This is a genomic window from Pseudomonas sp. SC11 (assembly GCF_047039205.1).
Taxonomy (GTDB): domain Bacteria; phylum Pseudomonadota; class Gammaproteobacteria; order Pseudomonadales; family Pseudomonadaceae; genus Aquipseudomonas; species Aquipseudomonas boreofloridensis.
On record NZ_CP178183.1, the window covers coordinates 1,902,183 to 1,918,064 of the forward strand.

General features: G+C 64.5%; 17 protein-coding genes. All 17 read left to right on the plus strand.

The window, feature by feature from the left end; all coding sequences use genetic code 11:
• Window positions 1–19 precede the first annotated feature (19 nt).
• The 17 genes from fliH to flhF all read left to right on the plus strand — a co-directional run bounded on the left by fliH (window position 20) and on the right by flhF (window position 15,858).
• Entirely contained in the window at window positions 20–784 is a 765-nt protein-coding gene (fliH, locus tag ACK2SD_RS08865; protein WP_412461909.1) for a flagellar assembly protein FliH, read from the plus strand.
• The gene (gene fliI / locus ACK2SD_RS08870; protein WP_039578946.1) at window positions 774–2,132 is read left to right on the plus strand and encodes a flagellar protein export ATPase FliI; all 1,359 of its coding nucleotides are present in this window, start codon (window positions 774–776) and stop codon (window positions 2,130–2,132) included. The genes fliH and fliI overlap by 11 nt, the downstream gene beginning before the upstream one ends.
• 5 nt (window positions 2,133–2,137) lie before the next feature.
• The gene (fliJ, locus tag ACK2SD_RS08875) at window positions 2,138–2,590 is read left to right on the plus strand and encodes a flagellar export protein FliJ (protein WP_039578945.1); all 453 of its coding nucleotides are present in this window, start codon (window positions 2,138–2,140) and stop codon (window positions 2,588–2,590) included.
• 232 nt (window positions 2,591–2,822) lie between these two features.
• Window positions 2,823–3,122: an STAS domain-containing protein gene (locus ACK2SD_RS08880; RefSeq protein WP_412461910.1), complete on the plus strand. Its 300-nt coding sequence runs from the start codon at window positions 2,823–2,825 to the stop codon at window positions 3,120–3,122.
• 8 nt (window positions 3,123–3,130) lie between these two features.
• The gene (locus tag ACK2SD_RS08885; protein ID WP_412461911.1) at window positions 3,131–4,822 is read left to right on the plus strand and encodes a SpoIIE family protein phosphatase; all 1,692 of its coding nucleotides are present in this window, start codon (window positions 3,131–3,133) and stop codon (window positions 4,820–4,822) included.
• A gap of 50 nt (window positions 4,823–4,872) precedes the next feature.
• Window positions 4,873–5,220 (plus strand): Hpt domain-containing protein, encoded by a 348-nt coding sequence (locus ACK2SD_RS08890; RefSeq protein ID WP_295482319.1) that lies wholly within the window; start codon window positions 4,873–4,875, stop codon window positions 5,218–5,220.
• A gap of 73 nt (window positions 5,221–5,293) precedes the next feature.
• Complete coding sequence (locus ACK2SD_RS08895; RefSeq protein WP_412461912.1) at window positions 5,294–6,697, plus strand: flagellar hook-length control protein FliK; 1,404 nt, start codon at window positions 5,294–5,296, stop codon at window positions 6,695–6,697.
• 116 nt (window positions 6,698–6,813) lie between these two features.
• Window positions 6,814–7,311, plus strand: a complete 498-nt coding sequence (fliL, locus tag ACK2SD_RS08900; protein WP_029612409.1) for a flagellar basal body-associated protein FliL — start codon at window positions 6,814–6,816, stop codon at window positions 7,309–7,311.
• A gap of 10 nt (window positions 7,312–7,321) precedes the next feature.
• A complete protein-coding gene (fliM, locus tag ACK2SD_RS08905; protein WP_029612408.1) occupies window positions 7,322–8,290 on the plus strand; it encodes a flagellar motor switch protein FliM in 969 nt (322 codons plus the stop codon).
• Between the two features lie 45 nt (window positions 8,291–8,335).
• Window positions 8,336–8,803, plus strand: a complete 468-nt coding sequence (gene fliN, locus ACK2SD_RS08910) for a flagellar motor switch protein FliN (RefSeq protein ID WP_039578932.1) — start codon at window positions 8,336–8,338, stop codon at window positions 8,801–8,803.
• On the plus strand, window positions 8,804–9,268 hold the full coding sequence (fliO, locus tag ACK2SD_RS08915) for a flagellar biosynthetic protein FliO (RefSeq protein WP_412461913.1): 465 nt from the start codon (window positions 8,804–8,806) through the stop codon (window positions 9,266–9,268).
• Entirely contained in the window at window positions 9,265–10,020 is a 756-nt protein-coding gene (gene fliP, locus ACK2SD_RS08920) for a flagellar type III secretion system pore protein FliP (RefSeq protein WP_039578927.1), read from the plus strand. Before fliO ends, fliP begins: the two co-directional genes overlap by 4 nt.
• 21 nt (window positions 10,021–10,041) lie before the next feature.
• Window positions 10,042–10,311 carry a flagellar biosynthesis protein FliQ gene (gene fliQ, locus ACK2SD_RS08925; RefSeq protein WP_029612405.1) on the plus strand — a complete coding sequence of 90 codons (270 nt, stop codon included), beginning with the start codon at window positions 10,042–10,044 and terminating at the stop codon, window positions 10,309–10,311.
• 7 nt (window positions 10,312–10,318) lie between these two features.
• Complete coding sequence (gene fliR, locus ACK2SD_RS08930) at window positions 10,319–11,095, plus strand: flagellar biosynthetic protein FliR (protein WP_039578925.1); 777 nt, start codon at window positions 10,319–10,321, stop codon at window positions 11,093–11,095.
• Window positions 11,096–11,097: 2 nt separating this feature from the next.
• Window positions 11,098–12,240: a flagellar biosynthesis protein FlhB gene (gene flhB / locus ACK2SD_RS08935; RefSeq protein ID WP_039578922.1), complete on the plus strand. Its 1,143-nt coding sequence runs from the start codon at window positions 11,098–11,100 to the stop codon at window positions 12,238–12,240.
• A gap of 166 nt (window positions 12,241–12,406) precedes the next feature.
• On the plus strand, window positions 12,407–14,536 hold the full coding sequence (flhA, locus tag ACK2SD_RS08940) for a flagellar biosynthesis protein FlhA (RefSeq protein WP_039578921.1): 2,130 nt from the start codon (window positions 12,407–12,409) through the stop codon (window positions 14,534–14,536).
• 11 nt (window positions 14,537–14,547) lie between these two features.
• Window positions 14,548–15,858 carry a flagellar biosynthesis protein FlhF gene (flhF, locus tag ACK2SD_RS08945; protein WP_039578918.1) on the plus strand — a complete coding sequence of 437 codons (1,311 nt, stop codon included), beginning with the start codon at window positions 14,548–14,550 and terminating at the stop codon, window positions 15,856–15,858.
• Window positions 15,859–15,882 lie beyond the last annotated feature (24 nt).

Below are 15,882 nucleotides of genomic sequence, written 5' to 3' on the forward strand. Positions count from 1 at the left end.
GTTTTGAGTGCCTGAGAACATGACCACCAAAGAACACCCCAGCGACCTGATCCGCGCCCGCGACCTCGAGGGCGTCGATGTGTGGGCGCTGCCCAGTTTCGACCCTGCGCCCGCGCCGGAACCCGAGCCGGAGCCCGAACCGCAGCTGGTCGAGGAAATCGAAGAAGTACCGCTGGAGGAAGTCCAGCCGCTGACCCTCGAAGAGCTCGAAGCGATTCGTCAGGAGGCCTACAACGAAGGCTTCGCCACGGGCGAGCGCGAGGGCTTTCACAGCACCCAGATCAAGGTTCGCCAGGAAGCCGAGCAGGCCCTCGATGCCAAGCTGCAAAGCCTGGAGCAATTGATGACCCATCTGCTCGAGCCAATTGCCGAGCAGGACGCGCAGATCGAAAAATCCCTGGTGCACCTGGTGGCCCATGTCGCCCGCGAGGTGATTGGTCGCGAACTGCGCAGCGATTCCAAGCAGATCGCCCAGGTACTGCGCCAGGCGCTCAAGCTGCTGCCGATGGGCGCCGAGAACATTCGCATCCACCTCAACCCGCAGGACTTCGAGCAGGTCAAGACCTTGCGCGAGCGTCACGAGGAGCGTTGGAAGCTGCTCGAAGACGAGTCGCTGCTGCCTGGCGGCTGCCGTATCGAGACGGCCCATAGCCGCATCGATGCGAGCATGGAGACGCGCATGGAAAAAGCCGTGGCGCAACTGTTCGAGCAAGGCCACGAGCAGACCCTGCATCCTGCGTCGCCCGATGTGTCCGTCGAGCTGGATGTGCCTGATGCGCCTTGAACGCACCAGCTTCGGCCGCCGCCTGAGCGGTTATGCCGACGCGGTGAAGCTGCCCGAGCAGCCAGTGGTCGAAGGCCGCCTGCTGCGCATGGTCGGCCTCACCCTCGAAGCCGAGGGGCTGCGCGGGGCGGTGGGCAGTCGCTGCAAGGTGATCAACGACGACAGCTACCACCCGGTCGAAGTCGAGGCCGAGGTGATGGGCTTCGCCGGCAGCAAGGTGTTCCTCATGCCGGTCGGTAGCATCGCTGGTATCGCGCCGGGCGCGCGGGTGGTGCCGCTGGATGACAGCGGCCGCCTGCCGATGGGCATGAGCATGCTCGGGCGGGTGCTCGATGGTGCCGGTCGCGCCCTCGACGGCAAGGGCGGGATGAAGGCCGAGGACTGGGTGCCGCTGGACGGGCCGGTGATCAACCCGCTCAATCGCGATCCCATCAGCCAGCCGCTGGATGTCGGTATCCGCAGCATCAACGGCCTGCTGACCGTCGGGCGCGGCCAGCGCCTGGGCCTGTTCGCCGGTACCGGCGTGGGCAAGTCGGTGCTGCTGGGCATGATGACCCGCTTCACCAAGGCCGACATCATCGTGGTCGGGCTGATCGGCGAGCGCGGGCGCGAGGTCAAGGAATTCATCGAGCACATCCTCGGCGAGGAAGGGCTCAAGCGCTCCGTGGTGGTGGCGTCGCCCGCTGACGATGCGCCGCTGATGCGGCTGCGCGCGGCCATGTACTGCACCCGCATCGCCGAATATTTTCGCGACAAGGGCAAGAACGTCCTGCTGCTGATGGACTCGCTGACTCGATTCGCCCAGGCCCAGCGCGAAATCGCCCTGGCCATCGGCGAACCGCCCGCCACTCGGGGTTATCCGCCGTCGGTGTTCGCCAAGCTGCCCAAGCTGGTGGAGCGGGCGGGCAATGGCGAGGCCGGTGGCGGCTCGATTACCGCGTTCTACACCGTGCTGTCCGAGGGCGATGACCAGCAGGACCCCATCGCCGACTCGGCGCGCGGTGTGCTCGATGGGCACTTCGTGCTGTCGCGCCGCTTGGCCGAGGAAGGTCATTACCCGGCCATCGATATCGAAGCCTCGATCAGCCGGGTGATGCCGCAGGTGGTGGATCACGATCATCTGCGCCAGGCGCAGAAGTTCAAGCAACTGTGGTCGCGCCTGTCGCAGAGTCGCGACCTGATCAGCGTCGGTGCCTATGTGGCTGGCGGCGATCCGGAGACCGACCTTGCCATCGCCTTGCAGTCCAAGCTGGTGGGCTTTCTGCGCCAGGGGCTCGACGAGAGTACCGGCATGGCCGAAAGCCGTGAACAGCTGGGCAGCATCTTCGCACCGCCTTCAGGTAGCTGACCGGCATGGCCCTGCCCAGTCGTGCCGCGCGTCTTGCGCCTGTGGTGCAAATGGCCGAGGAGGCCGAGCGCAAGGCCGTGCAGCGCATGGGCCAGTTCCAGCAGCAGGTGGCCCAGGCCCAGGCCAAGCTCGCCGAGCTGGAGCGCTTTCGCGAAGACTACCAACAGCAGTGGATCAACCGCGGCAGCCAGGGTGTGGACGGCAACTGGCTGGTGAACTACCAGCGCTTCCTAGGCCAGTTGGAAACCGCCATGACCCAGCAGCGCCAGAGCCTGACCTGGCATCAGAACAACCTGCGCAACGCCCGCGATGCCTGGCAACAGGCCTATGCGCGGGTCGAGGGCCTGCGCAAACTGGTGCAGCGCTACCTCGACGAAGCACGCCGCGCCGAAGACAAGCGCGAGCAGAAGCTGCTCGACGAGTTGTCGCAGCGCTTGCCCCGGCAGAGCCCTTTCTAGGCTTTGTTTGAAAAGTCTTGAGACGAAGGTCAGGCAAGGCGAAAACCGCCGAGGAAGCGGAGTTTACAGGTTGTAAATGAGCATTCCGACCGGGCTGGCGATCCAGGCGGTTTTCAACGCAGCATCACCGAGTATCAAGGCTTTTCAGACAAAGCCTAGGACTTGCGCTTGCGGCGCAACTAGCGGCCTGCTACACCTTCCTCATTCCCCGCCATCAACGAAGGAATCGCGCATGGCAGTCGAATCTGTTTATTCAGCGGACGAAGAACAGCTGACGATCACGATCAAGGGCCGTTTCGATTTCGGCCAGCACCAGGCCTTCCGTGAAGCCTACGAGCGCCAACCGGCCAAGCGCGTGGTCATCGACCTCAAGGACGCCACCTATCTGGACAGCTCGGCCCTGGGCATGCTGCTGTTGCTGCGTGACCATGTTGGTGGCGACCACGCGCGCATCAGGCTGATCAACACCAGCCCTGACGTGCGCAAGATCTTCGCCATTTCCAATTTCACCAGCCTGTTCGAGATTCACTGAGGCCGGTCATGTCGGTGTCCCCGCGCTTGCGCGTGCTGATCGCCGAGGACGGTGCCACCGATCGTCTGTTGCTGGCGCAGATCGTGCGCCGTCAGGGCCATGAGGTCATCACCGCCGAGCATGGCGAGCAGGCGCTTGCCCTGTTCATCGAGCAGCGCCCGGACCTGGTGTTGCTCGACGCCTTGATGCCGGTGATGGATGGCTTCGAGGCGGCGCGCCGGATCAAGGCCCAGGCGGGCGAGCACTTCGTGCCGATCATCTTCCTCACCTCGCTCAACGAAGAGCAGGCGCTGGTGCGCTGCCTGCAGGCCGGTGGCGACGATTTCATGGCCAAGCCCTACAGCGCGGTGATCCTGGCGGCCAAGATCAATGCCCTGGACCGTCAGCGGCGCCTGCAGGCGACGGTGCTGCAGCAGCGCGACGAATTGGCCAGGCACCACCATCACCTGCTCAACGAACAGCGCGTGGCCAAGGCGCTGTTCGACAAGGTCGCCCATGCCGGCTGCCTGCATAGCGACACTATCCGTTACCTGCAATCGCCCTACGCGCTGTTCAACGGCGATCTGCTGATGGCGGCGCGCACACCTTCGGGTGACCTGTACGTACTGCTCGGCGACTTCACCGGCCACGGTCTACCGGCAGCCGTGGGTGCGATGCCGCTGGCCGAGATTTTCCATGGCATGACTGCCAAGGGCTACGGCCTGGCGCAGATGCTGCGCGAGATGAACGCCAAGCTCAAACGCATCTTGCCGGTGGACATGTTCTGCTGTGCCTTGCTGGTGGGGCTTGGCCTGGAGCACGGCACGCTGGAGGTCTGGAACGGTGGCATGCCCGATGCCTATCACCTGACGGCGGGTGGGCAGGTCCTGGCGACATTGCCGTCCCGGCATCTGCCGCTTGGCATCCTCGCGCCTGAACAGTTCGATGACACCACTGTGGTCATGCCCATGGCCTTGGGTGAGCGTTTGCTGTTGCTCTCCGACGGGGTGATCGAGACGGGCGATGCCCAGGACCGGCTGTTCGGCGTCGAGCGCTTGAGCGAGGTGCTGAAGGCCAACCGTGAGCCGCGGCACTTGTTCGACGAGGTGATGCAGGCGTTGGCGCGTTTCGGTGGGCGGCCGCGTGACGACATCAGCCTGTGCGACATCGCGATGCTACCGCGCGACGAACGCCTGCCGCTCGAGCCGCCAACCCTCGACAACCACCGCAGCAGTCCGCTGGACTGGTCCTTGTCGCTGGTGCTGCACGCCGACAGCCTCAAGCGCTTCGACCCGCTGCCCTATCTGCTGCAATTGCTGCAGGAGATCGACGGCCTGCGCGCCAGCAGCGGGGTGCTGCACAGCGTGTTGGGCGAGCTGTATACCAATGCCCTGGAGCATGGCGTGCTCGGCCTCGATTCGCGCCAGAAAACCGATGCGCAAGGCTTTGCCGAGTACTACCGCGAACGTGATCGGCGTTTGGCCAGTTTGCGCGAAGGGTTCGTGCGCATCGAGTTGAAGGTTGAACCCATCGCCGACGGTGGGCGTCTGACGCTTGAGGTCAGTGACAGTGGCACGGGTTTTGATATCGACGACGTGCTGGCCCATTCTGCGGCGCATCAAAGCCTCAGCGGTCGCGGGCTGCATCTGGTCAGACGCTTGGGCGTACGTGCACAGTGGCTCGACGACGGACGGCGGGCACGGGTCGAATTCGGTTGGTAAAGTGACGGGTTGAATCCGGGCGCAGGCAGGCTTGATCAAGGAGCGAGCAAGTGACACACGAACATATCGACTACAAGGTGCTGAGCGACCTGCGGGAGGTCATGGAAGATGGCTACCTGCAACTGCTCGAGACCTTTCTGGAAGACTCCGAACGGCGCCTGAGTCAATTGCATCTGGCCAAGGACGCGCAGACGCTGGGCATGGCGGCACATAGCTTCAAGGGCAGCAGCAGCAACATGGGTGCGGTGGGTCTGGCCCAGCTCTGCCAGCAGCTCGAAGAGCGCGTGAGGCAGCAACCCTTGTATGGCATCGAGGACCTGATCAACCGCATCGATCTCGAATTCGTCGAGGTCCAGCGGTTCTATCGGGGCGAGCGCGAGCGTATTGCCGCTGGTTGAAGGCGAGGTTGGCGCGAGTTTTGCTTAGCCATGACCAGTCACCCCTTTCGCTGCCCTGGCGTGGAGAGTTTCAATGCCTGTCGCATCCAACCCCTTGCTGCAACCCGGCCACGCCAGCCCTGCCTCGCGGCCAAGCACGGCAGTGCCGGAAAAACCTGTGCAGGCGCCGGGTTTACAGGGCGGCGGCTTCGACCAACTGATGGCCCGTCAGCAGCGCAATCAGCCCGCGATGCGCGCCGACAAGCCGGTCCAAGCGGCACCGAAGGACAAAGCCGATTTTGCACCCAGCGGCAAAAGCGGCAATGACAAGCCCGCAGCCCTTGCCGTCAATGGCAAGCCTTTGCCAGCGGCTCGCGACCAGGTCCCTGCGCGCACCGAGCAAAAGGCCCACGACCGCGACGGCCCGTCAGCGCCTGCCGAAGACGATGTGCAGACTTCGACCGGCAACGCTGAAGAACACCCCGTCGAACCTGGATCGGTCGACGCCAATTTGGTGGCGGGGCAGGTCACCGACGCCCAGACCGGGGCGCAGTTGATCCAGGCCCAGGCCGAGGCGGTCGCGCCAGTGCTTCAGGCGGCGGTCCAGCCTCCTGTGGCCACCACCCAGGCAGCGGCGGCGGCGCCTGGCACAGAGGAAAAACCGGGAGATGGCGACTTCGATCCCGAAGCCGACCCCTTGGCGAACATGCCGACCTTGCGCTTGGCCCTCGAACAGAGTGCCCAGGCCAAAGGCACGACCTCTACGCATGCCTCGTCCCAGAACGAAAAGACGCCAGGACAGGACGCCAGTGCATCGGGCACTGTCAATACCTTGGCGAATCTGCTGGTGGAAGCGGAGGGTGAGTCGCCGCGCGGTCAAACCCAGCATGGCGAGAAGGGCTTCTCGGAACTGCTTTCGACGGGTCTGAAGGACGTCAAGAAAGCCGACAGCGACACCCGTGTCGATGACTTCGCCAACCGTCTGGCCAACCTGACCCAGGCCGTCACGCCAAAGACTGCCAACGCGGTGGCCCCGAGCAATCCGCTGCAGCAGCCCCTGGTCATGAATCAGGGGGCCTGGAGCGAGGGGCTGGTCAACCGGGTCATGTACTTGTCGAGTCAGAACCTCAAGTCGGCCGATATCCAGCTTGAGCCGGCCGAGCTCGGTCGCCTGGACATCCGCGTCAACGTGGCGGCGGACCAAGCCACCCAGATCACCTTCATCAGTGGCCACGCCGGGGTGCGCGATACCCTCGACAGCCAATTGCACCGCCTGCGCGAGCTATTTGCCCAGCAGGGCCTGGCCCAACCTGACGTCAACGTTGCCGATCAGTCACGCCAGCAGCAACAGCAGGCGCAGCAGGGGAGTTCGAACTTCTCCGGTGTCGCGGCGCGGCGGGCCGGGGAGGGCGGCGACAACGCCGAGCCGGGCGACACCGCTCGGCCTGCCGAGCAGCAGGTGGTGATCGGCGACAGTGCGGTCGACTATTACGCCTGACGTTCCTGCAGGCGCGGCCTGAGCCGCGTCTGCAGACAGTCCGACAGATCTGGCATAACACTTGCTCAAGCCTCGTCATCCTTTCTTGAAACCACGATGGACGACGGATTATTGGCATGGCGAAGAGCGACGCAGTCAAAGACCCCGCCACTAAAGGCAAACTCAAGCTGATCCTGTTGGTGGTACTGGCCTTGCTGCTGGCCGTTGGCCTGTCGGTGGGCGCCACCTGGTTCGTCATGCACAAGAGCGAACCCGCACCGGCGGCGGATCCTGCGCAGGCCAACGTCAAGCCCCCTGCAATCTACGAACCTCTGGCACCGGCCTTCGTGGTCAATTTCAACCAGAACGGCCGGCAGCGCTACATGCAGGTCAGCATCACCATGCAGGGCCGCAACCAGGCCGACCTCGATGCCCTCAAGGTGCACATGCCGGTGATTCGCAACAACCTGGTGATGATGTTCTCCGGTCAGGGCTTCGACAGCCTGGCCAGCAGCGCCGTGGGCGAGGAAATGTTGCGCCAGAAGGCCACTGCGGTGGTCCAGGAAGTGGCGCAGAAGGAAGTCGGCAAGCCGGTCATCGACCAGCTGCTGTTCACCAATTTCGTATTGCAGTAGGAGCCGACCGATGGCCGTGCAGGACCTGCTGTCCCAGGATGAGATCGATGCCCTGTTGCATGGCGTCGACGATGGGCTGGTACAGACCGAGAGCGCAGCCGAGCCTGGCAGCGTCAAGAGCTACGACCTGACCAGCCAGGATCGGATCGTTCGCGGTCGCATGCCGACCCTGGAAATGATCAACGAGCGCTTTGCCCGCTACACCCGCATCAGCATGTTCAACCTGCTGCGCCGCTCGGCCGACGTGGCCGTGGGTGGCGTGCAGGTGATGAAGTTCGGTGAGTACGTGCATTCGCTGTACGTGCCCACCAGCCTCAACCTGGTCAAGATCAAGCCGCTGCGTGGCACGGCGCTGTTCATCCTCGACGCCAAGCTGGTGTTCAAGCTGGTGGACAACTTCTTCGGCGGCGACGGCCGCCACGCCAAGATCGAAGGCCGTGAATTCACCCCCACCGAACTGCGCGTGGTGCGCATGGTGCTGGACCAGTGCTTCGTCGACCTCAAGGAAGCCTGGCAGGCCATCATGCCGGTGAACTTCGAGTACATGAACTCCGAGGTCAACCCCGCCATGGCCAACATCGTCGGGCCCAGCGAGGCGGTGGTGGTGTCGACGTTCCATATCGAGCTCGATGGCGGTGGCGGCGACCTGCACGTGACCATGCCCTATTCGATGATCGAACCGGTGCGCGAGATGCTCGACGCGGGCTTCCAGTCCGACCTTGACGACCAGGACGAGCGCTGGGTCAAGGCCCTGCGCGAAGACGTGCTGGACGTCAGCGTGCCGCTCTCGGCCACCGTCGCCCGTCGCCAGCTCAAGCTGCGCGACATCCTGCACATGCAGCCCGGCGACGTGATCCCGGTGGAGCTGCCTGAAAACCTGGTGCTGCGTGCCAATGGTGTGCCGTCGTTCAAGGCCCGGCTGGGCTCGCACAAGGGCACCCTGTCGCTGCAGATCATCGATCCGATCGAGCGCCGCTGACGGCGGCGCGATCGTACAACGCATTGAAAGCTTGTCGAGGACTTTATGGCTAACGAAAACGAGATCACCTCCCCGGAGGAACAGGCCCTGGCCGATGAGTGGGCCGCGGCCCTGGAAGAGACCGGCGATGCCGGCCAGGCTGACATCGACGCGCTGCTGGCCGCCGATGCCGGACGCGCCTCCGGCCCCGGTCGCTTGCCGATGGAAGAGTTCGCCAGCTCGCCACGGCCGAACGAGAACGTCAGCCTCGAAGGCCCGAACCTGGATGTGATCCTGGACATTCCGGTGAGCATCTCGATGGAAGTGGGCGCCACGGAAATCAGCATCCGCAACCTGTTGCAACTGAACCAGGGCTCGGTGATCGAGCTCGACCGCCTGGCCGGTGAGCCGCTCGACGTACTGGTCAACGGTACCCTGATCGCGCACGGCGAGGTGGTGGTGGTCAACGAGAAGTTCGGCATCCGCCTGACCGACGTGATCAGCCCAAGCGAACGCATCAAGAAGCTGCGCTGAGTGAAGGCCATGATTCGCGCCCTGGGCGCCTGCGCGGCCCTGCTCGCCAGCGAGGCGGTGCTGGCCAGCGCTGCCGTCGCGCCGGCGCCCGCCGCAGCCCCCGCGCCTGACAGCCTGAGCGGACAACTGGCGCAGATGGTCCTGGGCCTGCTGTTGGTGGTCGGGGTGATCTTCCTGCTGGCCTGGTTGCTGCGGCGCATGCAACTGGCGCAACCGCGTGGCGGCCAGGTCATCGAGATCCTCGGCAGCCGAGCCCTGGGGCCGCGGGATCGGCTGGTGCTGGTGCAGGTGGGCAAGGAGCAGATTCTCATCGGTCACAGCCCTGGCAGCATCGAAGCCCTGCATGTGCTGGCCGAACCCGTGCCGGTGCCGGACAGCGCGCGCCAGGCCGCGCCGGAATTTGCCCAGCGCCTGCTCGAATTGATGGGCAAGGATGGCAAGCACGACAAGGACAACCGCCGATGAACCGCGCGTTGCGCACGATCCTGACCCTGGCGCTGCTGCTGGCCGCGCCGCTGGCCTTGGCCGCCGATCCGTTGTCGATCCCGGCCATCACCTTGAGCAACGGGCCGAACGGCCAACAGGAATATTCGGTCAGCCTGCAGATCCTGCTGATCATGACGGCGCTGAGCTTCATTCCAGCGTTCGTCATTCTGATGACCAGCTTCACCCGCATCATCATCGTCTTCTCCATCCTGCGTCAGGCCCTGGGCCTGCAGCAGACGCCCTCGAACCAGTTGCTGACCGGCATGGCGCTGTTCCTGACGATGTTCATCATGGCGCCGGTGTTCGACCGGGTGAACCGCGATGCCCTGCAGCCCTATTTGAACGAGCAGATGACCGCCCAGCAGGCGATCGACAAGGCCCAAGGCCCGCTGAAGGACTTCATGCTGGCGCAGACCCGGCAGAGTGACCTGGACCTGTTCATGCGCCTGTCCAAGCGCACCGACATCGCCAGCCCCGACCAGGCGCCGCTGACCATTCTGGTCCCGGCGTTCGTCACCTCGGAGCTCAAGACTGCGTTCCAGATCGGCTTCATGATCTTCATCCCGTTTCTGATCATCGACATGGTGGTCGCCAGTGTGCTGATGGCGATGGGCATGATGATGCTTTCGCCGCTGATCATTTCGCTGCCGTTCAAGATCATGCTGTTCGTCCTGGTCGATGGCTGGGCGTTGATCATGGGTACGCTGGCCGGCAGTTTCGGCGGTGTCTGAGCCCGCTCCAGGAGGTGTCGCATGACCCCGGAAATCGCAGTCGACCTGTTTCGCGAGGCGCTCTGGCTGACCGCCATGATGGTGGCCGTGCTGGTGGTGCCCAGCTTGCTGGTCGGTCTGGTGGTGGCGATCTTCCAGGCCGCCACGCAGATCAACGAACAGACCCTGAGCTTCCTGCCGCGCCTGCTGGTGATGCTGGTCACCCTGATCGTGGTCGGGCCGTGGCTGGTGCAGAAATTCATGGAATACATGACCGGCCTGTACAGCGGCATTCCGCAGTTGATCGGGTGAGCGGCGCATGCTCGAGCTGACCGCTGCGCAGATCGGCACCTGGGTCGCCACCTTCATCCTGCCGCTGTTTCGGGTCACCGCGGTGCTGATGACCATGCCCGTGTTCGGTACCCGCATGCTGCCTGCGCGCATTCGCCTGTACGCGGCGCTGGCGATCACCGTGGTGATCGTGCCCGGCCTGCCGCCGATGCCCGAATTCGAGCCCCTGAGCCTGCGCGGCGTGTTGCTGTGCGCCGAGCAGATCATCGTCGGTGCACTGTTCGGCTTTTCGTTGCAGATGCTGTTCCAGGCCTTCGTCATCGCCGGCCAGATCGTGGCAATTCAGATGGGCATGGCCATGGCCTCGATGATCGACCCCGCCAACGGCGTCAACGTGGCGGTGGTCGGCCAGTTCCTGACCATGCTGGTGAGCGTGTTGTTCCTGTTGATGAACGGCCACCTGGTGGTCATCGAGGTGCTCACCGAGAGCTTCACCACCTTGCCGATCGGCAACGCGCTGGTGGTCGAGCACTTCTGGGATATCGCCGGTCGCCTGGGCTGGGTGCTGGGTGCGGGGGTGGTGTTGATCCTGCCGGTGATCACCGCGCTGCTGGTGGTCAACATCGCCTTCGGCGTGATGACCCGCGCGGCGCCGCAACTCAATATCTTCTCCATCGGTTTTCCGCTGACCCTGGTGCTGGGGCTCGGCGTGTTCTGGGTCGGGCTGGCCGATATCCTTTCCCACTATCAGCAGCTGGCCAGCGAGGCCTTGCAGTGGCTGCGTGAGCTGGCACGGGTGCGCTGAGCATGGCCGAGAGCGAGAGCGGTCAGGACAAGACCGAGGAACCCACCGACAAACGCAAGCGCGACTCCCGCGAAAAAGGCGAGATCGCGCGTTCCAAGGAGCTCAACACCTTCGCCATCACCCTTGGCGGCGCCGGTGCCTTGCTGGCCTTCGGCGGCTATCTGGCCGAGACGCTGATGACCCTGATGCGCATGAACTTCACCCTGTCGCGCGAAGTGCTGGTGGACGAGCGCTCGATGGGCGCGTTCCTCATGGCCTCGGGCAAGATGGCCATCTGGGCCACTCAGCCGGTGCTGGTGCTGCTGTTCGTGCTGTCGCTGGTGATGCCCGTCGTGCTGGGGGGCTTCATCTTTTCCGGTTCGCTGTTGCAGCCCAAGTTCAGCCGAATGAACCCGTTGTCGGGGATCAAGCGCATGTTCTCGCTCAATTCGCTGACCGAACTGTTCAAGGCGCTGGCCAAGTTCTGCCTGGTGTTGGTGGTCGCGCTGGTGGTGTTGACCAACGACCGCGAGGCATTGCTGGCGATCGCCAAGGAGCCGCTGGAGCAGGCGATCATTCACAGCGTCCAGGTGGTCGGGTGGAGCGCGTTGTGGATGGCGTCGGGGTTGCTGCTGATCGCCCTGGCGGATGTGCCGTTCCAGCTTTGGCAGACTCACAAGAAGTTGAAGATGACCAAGCAGGAGGTGCGCGATGAGTACAAGGACATGGAGGGCAAGCCCGAGGTCAAGCAGCGTATTCGTCAGTTGCAGCGCGAGGCTTCTCAGCGGCGCATGATGGCGGCGGTGCCGGAAGCCGACGTCATCATCACCAACCCGACCCACTACGCCGTGGCCCTGAAGTACGACCCGGAAAAGGGCGGTTCGGCGCCGCTGCTGCTGGCCAAAGGCACGGATTTCCTGGCCTTGAAGATTCGCGAGATCGGCCAGGAGCACAAGGTGCAGATCCTCGAGTCGCCCGAGCTGGCGCGGGCGATCTACTACTCCACCGAGCTGGAAAACGAGATTCCGGCGGGCCTGTACCTGGCCGTGGCGCAGGTGTTGGCCTACGTCTTCCAGATTCGCCAGTACCGCTCGGGACGCGGCAAGGCCCCGGATCCGCTGAACAAGGACCTGCCGATTCCGCCAGATCTTCGCCGCGACAGTTGAGCGTGTCGCAGAGCGTCCTGCTCGGTCACCGCTAGGGCGCTGCGGCGAACCGCCGCCCCCACCGGGACCACGCCCTATCGCACCCCAGGCAAAGTTGGAAAGCTTCTTGCAGAGCACCGCCCAGGCGCTGTCCAGGCGTCAAGTTTCTGCTCGAAGAGGATACCCGGTGGATCGCGCTCAGTTACTCAGCAACGCCCGCAACAACCTGGCCGGTCTCGGCCGGGGGAACCTGGGTGTGCCGCTGTTGCTGCTGGTGATGCTGGCAATGATGATGTTGCCCATCCCGCCGTTCCTGCTCGACGTGTTCTTCACCTTCAACATCGCCCTGTCCATCGTGGTGTTGCTGGTCTGCGTGTACGCCCTGCGCCCGCTGGACTTCGCCGCCTTCCCGACCATCCTGCTGGTGGCCACGCTGCTGCGTCTGGCGCTGAACGTGGCCTCCACCCGCGTGGTGATGCTCCACGGCCAGGAAGGGCATGGCGCGGCGGGCAAGGTGATCCAGGCGTTCGGCGAAGTGGTGATCGGCGGCAACTACGTGGTCGGTGCGGTGGTGTTCGCCATCCTCATGATCATCAACTTCGTGGTGGTGACCAAAGGTGCCGGGCGTATCTCGGAAGTGAGCGCGCGTTTCACCCTGGACGCCATGCCCGGCAAACAGATGGCCATCGACGCTGACCTCAACGCCGGCCTGATCGACCAGGCCCAGGCCAAGGCGCGTCGTGCCGAAGTGGCCCAGGAGGCCGAGTTCTACGGCTCGATGGACGGTGCCAGCAAATTCGTCCGGGGCGACGCCGTCGCTGGCCTGCTGATCCTGTTCATCAACCTCATCGGCGGCATGCTCATCGGCATGCTCCAGCACGGCATGAGCTTCAGCGATGCCGGCAAGGTCTACGCGCTGCTCACCATCGGTGACGGTTTGGTGGCGCAGTTGCCGTCGCTGCTGCTGTCCACCGCCGCCGCGATCATGGTCACCCGCGCCTCGGGCTCCGAGGACATGGGCAAGCTGATCAACCGGCAGATGTTCGACTCGCCCAAGGCGCTGGCCGTCTCCGGCGGCTTGATGGTGGTCATGGGCCTGGTGCCGGGCATGCCGCACATCGCCTTCCTCAGCCTCGGCCTGCTGGCCGGCGGCGGCGCCTACCTGGTGTGGAAGAAGCAGCAGAAGGCCAAGCAGACGGCCCTGCAGGAAGCGCAGCGCCAGCAGGATCTGCTGCCTTCGCCGCAGCGTGCGATGGAAACCAAGGAGTTGGGCTGGGACGACGTCACACCGATCGACATGATCGGCCTGGAGGTCGGCTATCGGCTGATTCCCCTGGTCGACCGCAACCAGGGCGGGCAGCTGCTGGCGCGGATCAAGGGCGTGCGCAAGAAGCTGTCCCAGGACCTGGGCTTCCTCATGCCCACCGTGCACATTCGCGACAACCTCGACCTGCAGCCCAGCGCCTACCGTCTCACGCTGATGGGCGTGATCCTGGCCGAGGCCGAGATCTATCCGGACCGCGAGCTGGCCATCAACCCCGGTCAGGTGTTCGGCAGCCTCAACGGCATCGCCGCGCGCGACCCGGCCTTCGGCTTGGAGGCGGTGTGGATCGATGTCGCCCAGCGCGCCCAGGCGCAGTCGCTGGGCTATACGGTGGTCGATGCCAGTACCGTGGTTGCCACGCACCTGAACCAGATTCTGCAGAAGCACTGCCACGAGTTGATCGGCCACGAAGAGGTCCAGCAGTTGCTGCAAGTGCTGGCCAAAGCCTCGCCCAAACTTGCAGAGGAACTGGTGCCAGGCGTCATTTCCTTGTCGGGGCTGCTCAAGGTCTTGCAGGCGCTGCTCTCCGAGCAGGTGCCGGTGCGTGACATCCGCAGCATTGCCGAAGCCATCGCCAACAATGCGGCCAAGAGTCAAGATACCGCCGCGCTGGTGGCCTCGGTGCGGGTCGGCTTGTCCCGCGCCATCGTGCAAAGCATTGTAGGCACTGAGTCCGAGCTGCCTGTGATCACCTTGGAGCCCAGGTTGGAACAGATCTTGCTCAATAGTCTGCAACGGGCCGGGCAAGGTCAGGAAGACGGTGTTCTCCTGGAGCCGAGCATGGCCGAGAAGCTGCAGCGTTCGCTCATCGAAGCGGCGCAGCGCCAGGAGATGCAGGGCCAGCCGGCCATTCTCCTGGTGGCCGGTCCCATCCGCGCCATGCTGTCGAGATTCGGTCGTCTGGCCGTGCCCAATCTGCACGTGCTGGCCTACCAGGAAATACCGGACAACAAGCAAGTCACCATCGTTGCCACCGTGGGCCCTAACGGCTGAGGTAGTGGGTTATGCAAGTTAAGCGTTTTTTCGCCGCCGACATGCGTCAGGCCATGAAACTGGTCCGCGATGAGCTTGGTGCCGATGCCGCGATCATCGGCAACCGGCGCATTGCCGGTGGTGTCGAGCTCACGGCCGCGCTGGACTACACACTGTCCGCCCTGGCCCCGCGCGTGCCCAACCTGGAGCTGGAAGACGAGCTGCGCAAGACCCAATCGCGTATCGCTACCGCCCAGGCCGAACTGGACGGGCGGGGCGACGTCGAGGCGGGCAACCGTCAACTGTTCGCCGGCCTTTCGCTGACCGCTTCCGAACCGCTGGTCGAGCCGCATGTCGAGGCGCCCGCTGCCGCGCCGGCTGCGGCCGTGTCGGGCGTCGATCGCCGCGTGTTCGACGCCATGCGCTCCGAGCTCTCGGGTCTGCGCGAATTGCTCGAAGTGCAGCTCGGCTCGCTCGCCTGGGGCCAACTGCAGGGCAACAAGCCCCAGCAGGCCAATCTCTGGCGGCGCTTGCAGCGCCTGGGCCTGTCCGGTCCGATCGCCCGCGAGCTGCTGCAACTGGCCGGCGAGATCGACGAGCCGCGCCAGGCCTGGCGCATGGTCCTGGCGCATCTGGCGCGCTTGATCCAGGTGCCGGAGGTCGAGCCGCTGGAAGAGGGTGGGGTGATCGCCATGGTTGGTCCCGCCGGCATGGGCAAGACCACCACCTTGGCCAAGCTGGCGGCGCGCTACGTGCTCAAGTACGGCGCGCACAACCTGGCGCTGGTGAGCATGGACAGCTACCGCATCGGTGCGCAGGAGCAGCTCAAGACCCTGGGCCGCATCCTCAACGTGCCGGTGACCTACGTCGACCCGGGCCAATCGCTGGCCCAAGCCCTGGAACCGCTGCTGCGCAAGCGCGTGGTGCTGATCGATACCGCCGGCCTGCAGGCCAGCGACCCGGCCCTGCGCATGCAGCTCGAGTCGCTGGCCGGGCGCGGCATCGCCGCGCGCAACTACCTGGTACTGGCCACCACCAGCCAGAAGCAGGTGCTCACCGCCGCCTACCACAGCTACAAGCGCTGTGGACTGGCCGGGTGCATTCTGACCAAGCTCGACGAAACCGGCAGCCTCGGCGAAGTGCTGAGTCTGGCCATCAGTCATGAACTGCCCGTGGCCTATCTCACCGATGGTCCGCGCATTCCCGACGATCTACAGCTGCCGCGCCGGCACCAATTGGTCAGTCGCGCTGTCAGTGTGCAGTTGCAGGAAGATCCCAGCGAGGAGGCCATGGCCGACATGTTCGCTGATCTCTACCACAATCCCGACAAGCGCGTAGGTTGACGATGCACGGCGCCCGGGAGTCGA

Excerpts from the sequence above, each read along its gene's own strand:
- fliH (WP_412461909.1), top strand. The coding sequence starts at position 20 with ATGACCACCAAAGAACACCCCAGCGACCTGATCCGCGCCCGCGACCTC.
- fliI (WP_039578946.1), top strand. The coding sequence starts at position 774 with ATGCGCCTTGAACGCACCAGCTTCGGCCGCCGCCTGAGCGGTTATGCC.
- fliJ (WP_039578945.1), top strand. The coding sequence starts at position 2,138 with ATGGCCCTGCCCAGTCGTGCCGCGCGTCTTGCGCCTGTGGTGCAAATG.
- ACK2SD_RS08880 (WP_412461910.1), top strand. The coding sequence starts at position 2,823 with ATGGCAGTCGAATCTGTTTATTCAGCGGACGAAGAACAGCTGACGATC.
- ACK2SD_RS08885 (WP_412461911.1), top strand. The coding sequence starts at position 3,131 with ATGTCGGTGTCCCCGCGCTTGCGCGTGCTGATCGCCGAGGACGGTGCC.
- ACK2SD_RS08895 (WP_412461912.1), top strand. The coding sequence starts at position 5,294 with ATGCCTGTCGCATCCAACCCCTTGCTGCAACCCGGCCACGCCAGCCCT.
- fliL (WP_029612409.1), top strand. The coding sequence starts at position 6,814 with ATGGCGAAGAGCGACGCAGTCAAAGACCCCGCCACTAAAGGCAAACTC.
- fliM (WP_029612408.1), top strand. The coding sequence starts at position 7,322 with ATGGCCGTGCAGGACCTGCTGTCCCAGGATGAGATCGATGCCCTGTTG.
- fliN (WP_039578932.1), top strand. The coding sequence starts at position 8,336 with ATGGCTAACGAAAACGAGATCACCTCCCCGGAGGAACAGGCCCTGGCC.
- fliP (WP_039578927.1), top strand. The coding sequence starts at position 9,265 with ATGAACCGCGCGTTGCGCACGATCCTGACCCTGGCGCTGCTGCTGGCC.
- fliQ (WP_029612405.1), top strand. The coding sequence starts at position 10,042 with ATGACCCCGGAAATCGCAGTCGACCTGTTTCGCGAGGCGCTCTGGCTG.
- fliR (WP_039578925.1), top strand. The coding sequence starts at position 10,319 with ATGCTCGAGCTGACCGCTGCGCAGATCGGCACCTGGGTCGCCACCTTC.
- flhB (WP_039578922.1), top strand. The coding sequence starts at position 11,098 with ATGGCCGAGAGCGAGAGCGGTCAGGACAAGACCGAGGAACCCACCGAC.
- flhF (WP_039578918.1), top strand. The coding sequence starts at position 14,548 with ATGCAAGTTAAGCGTTTTTTCGCCGCCGACATGCGTCAGGCCATGAAA.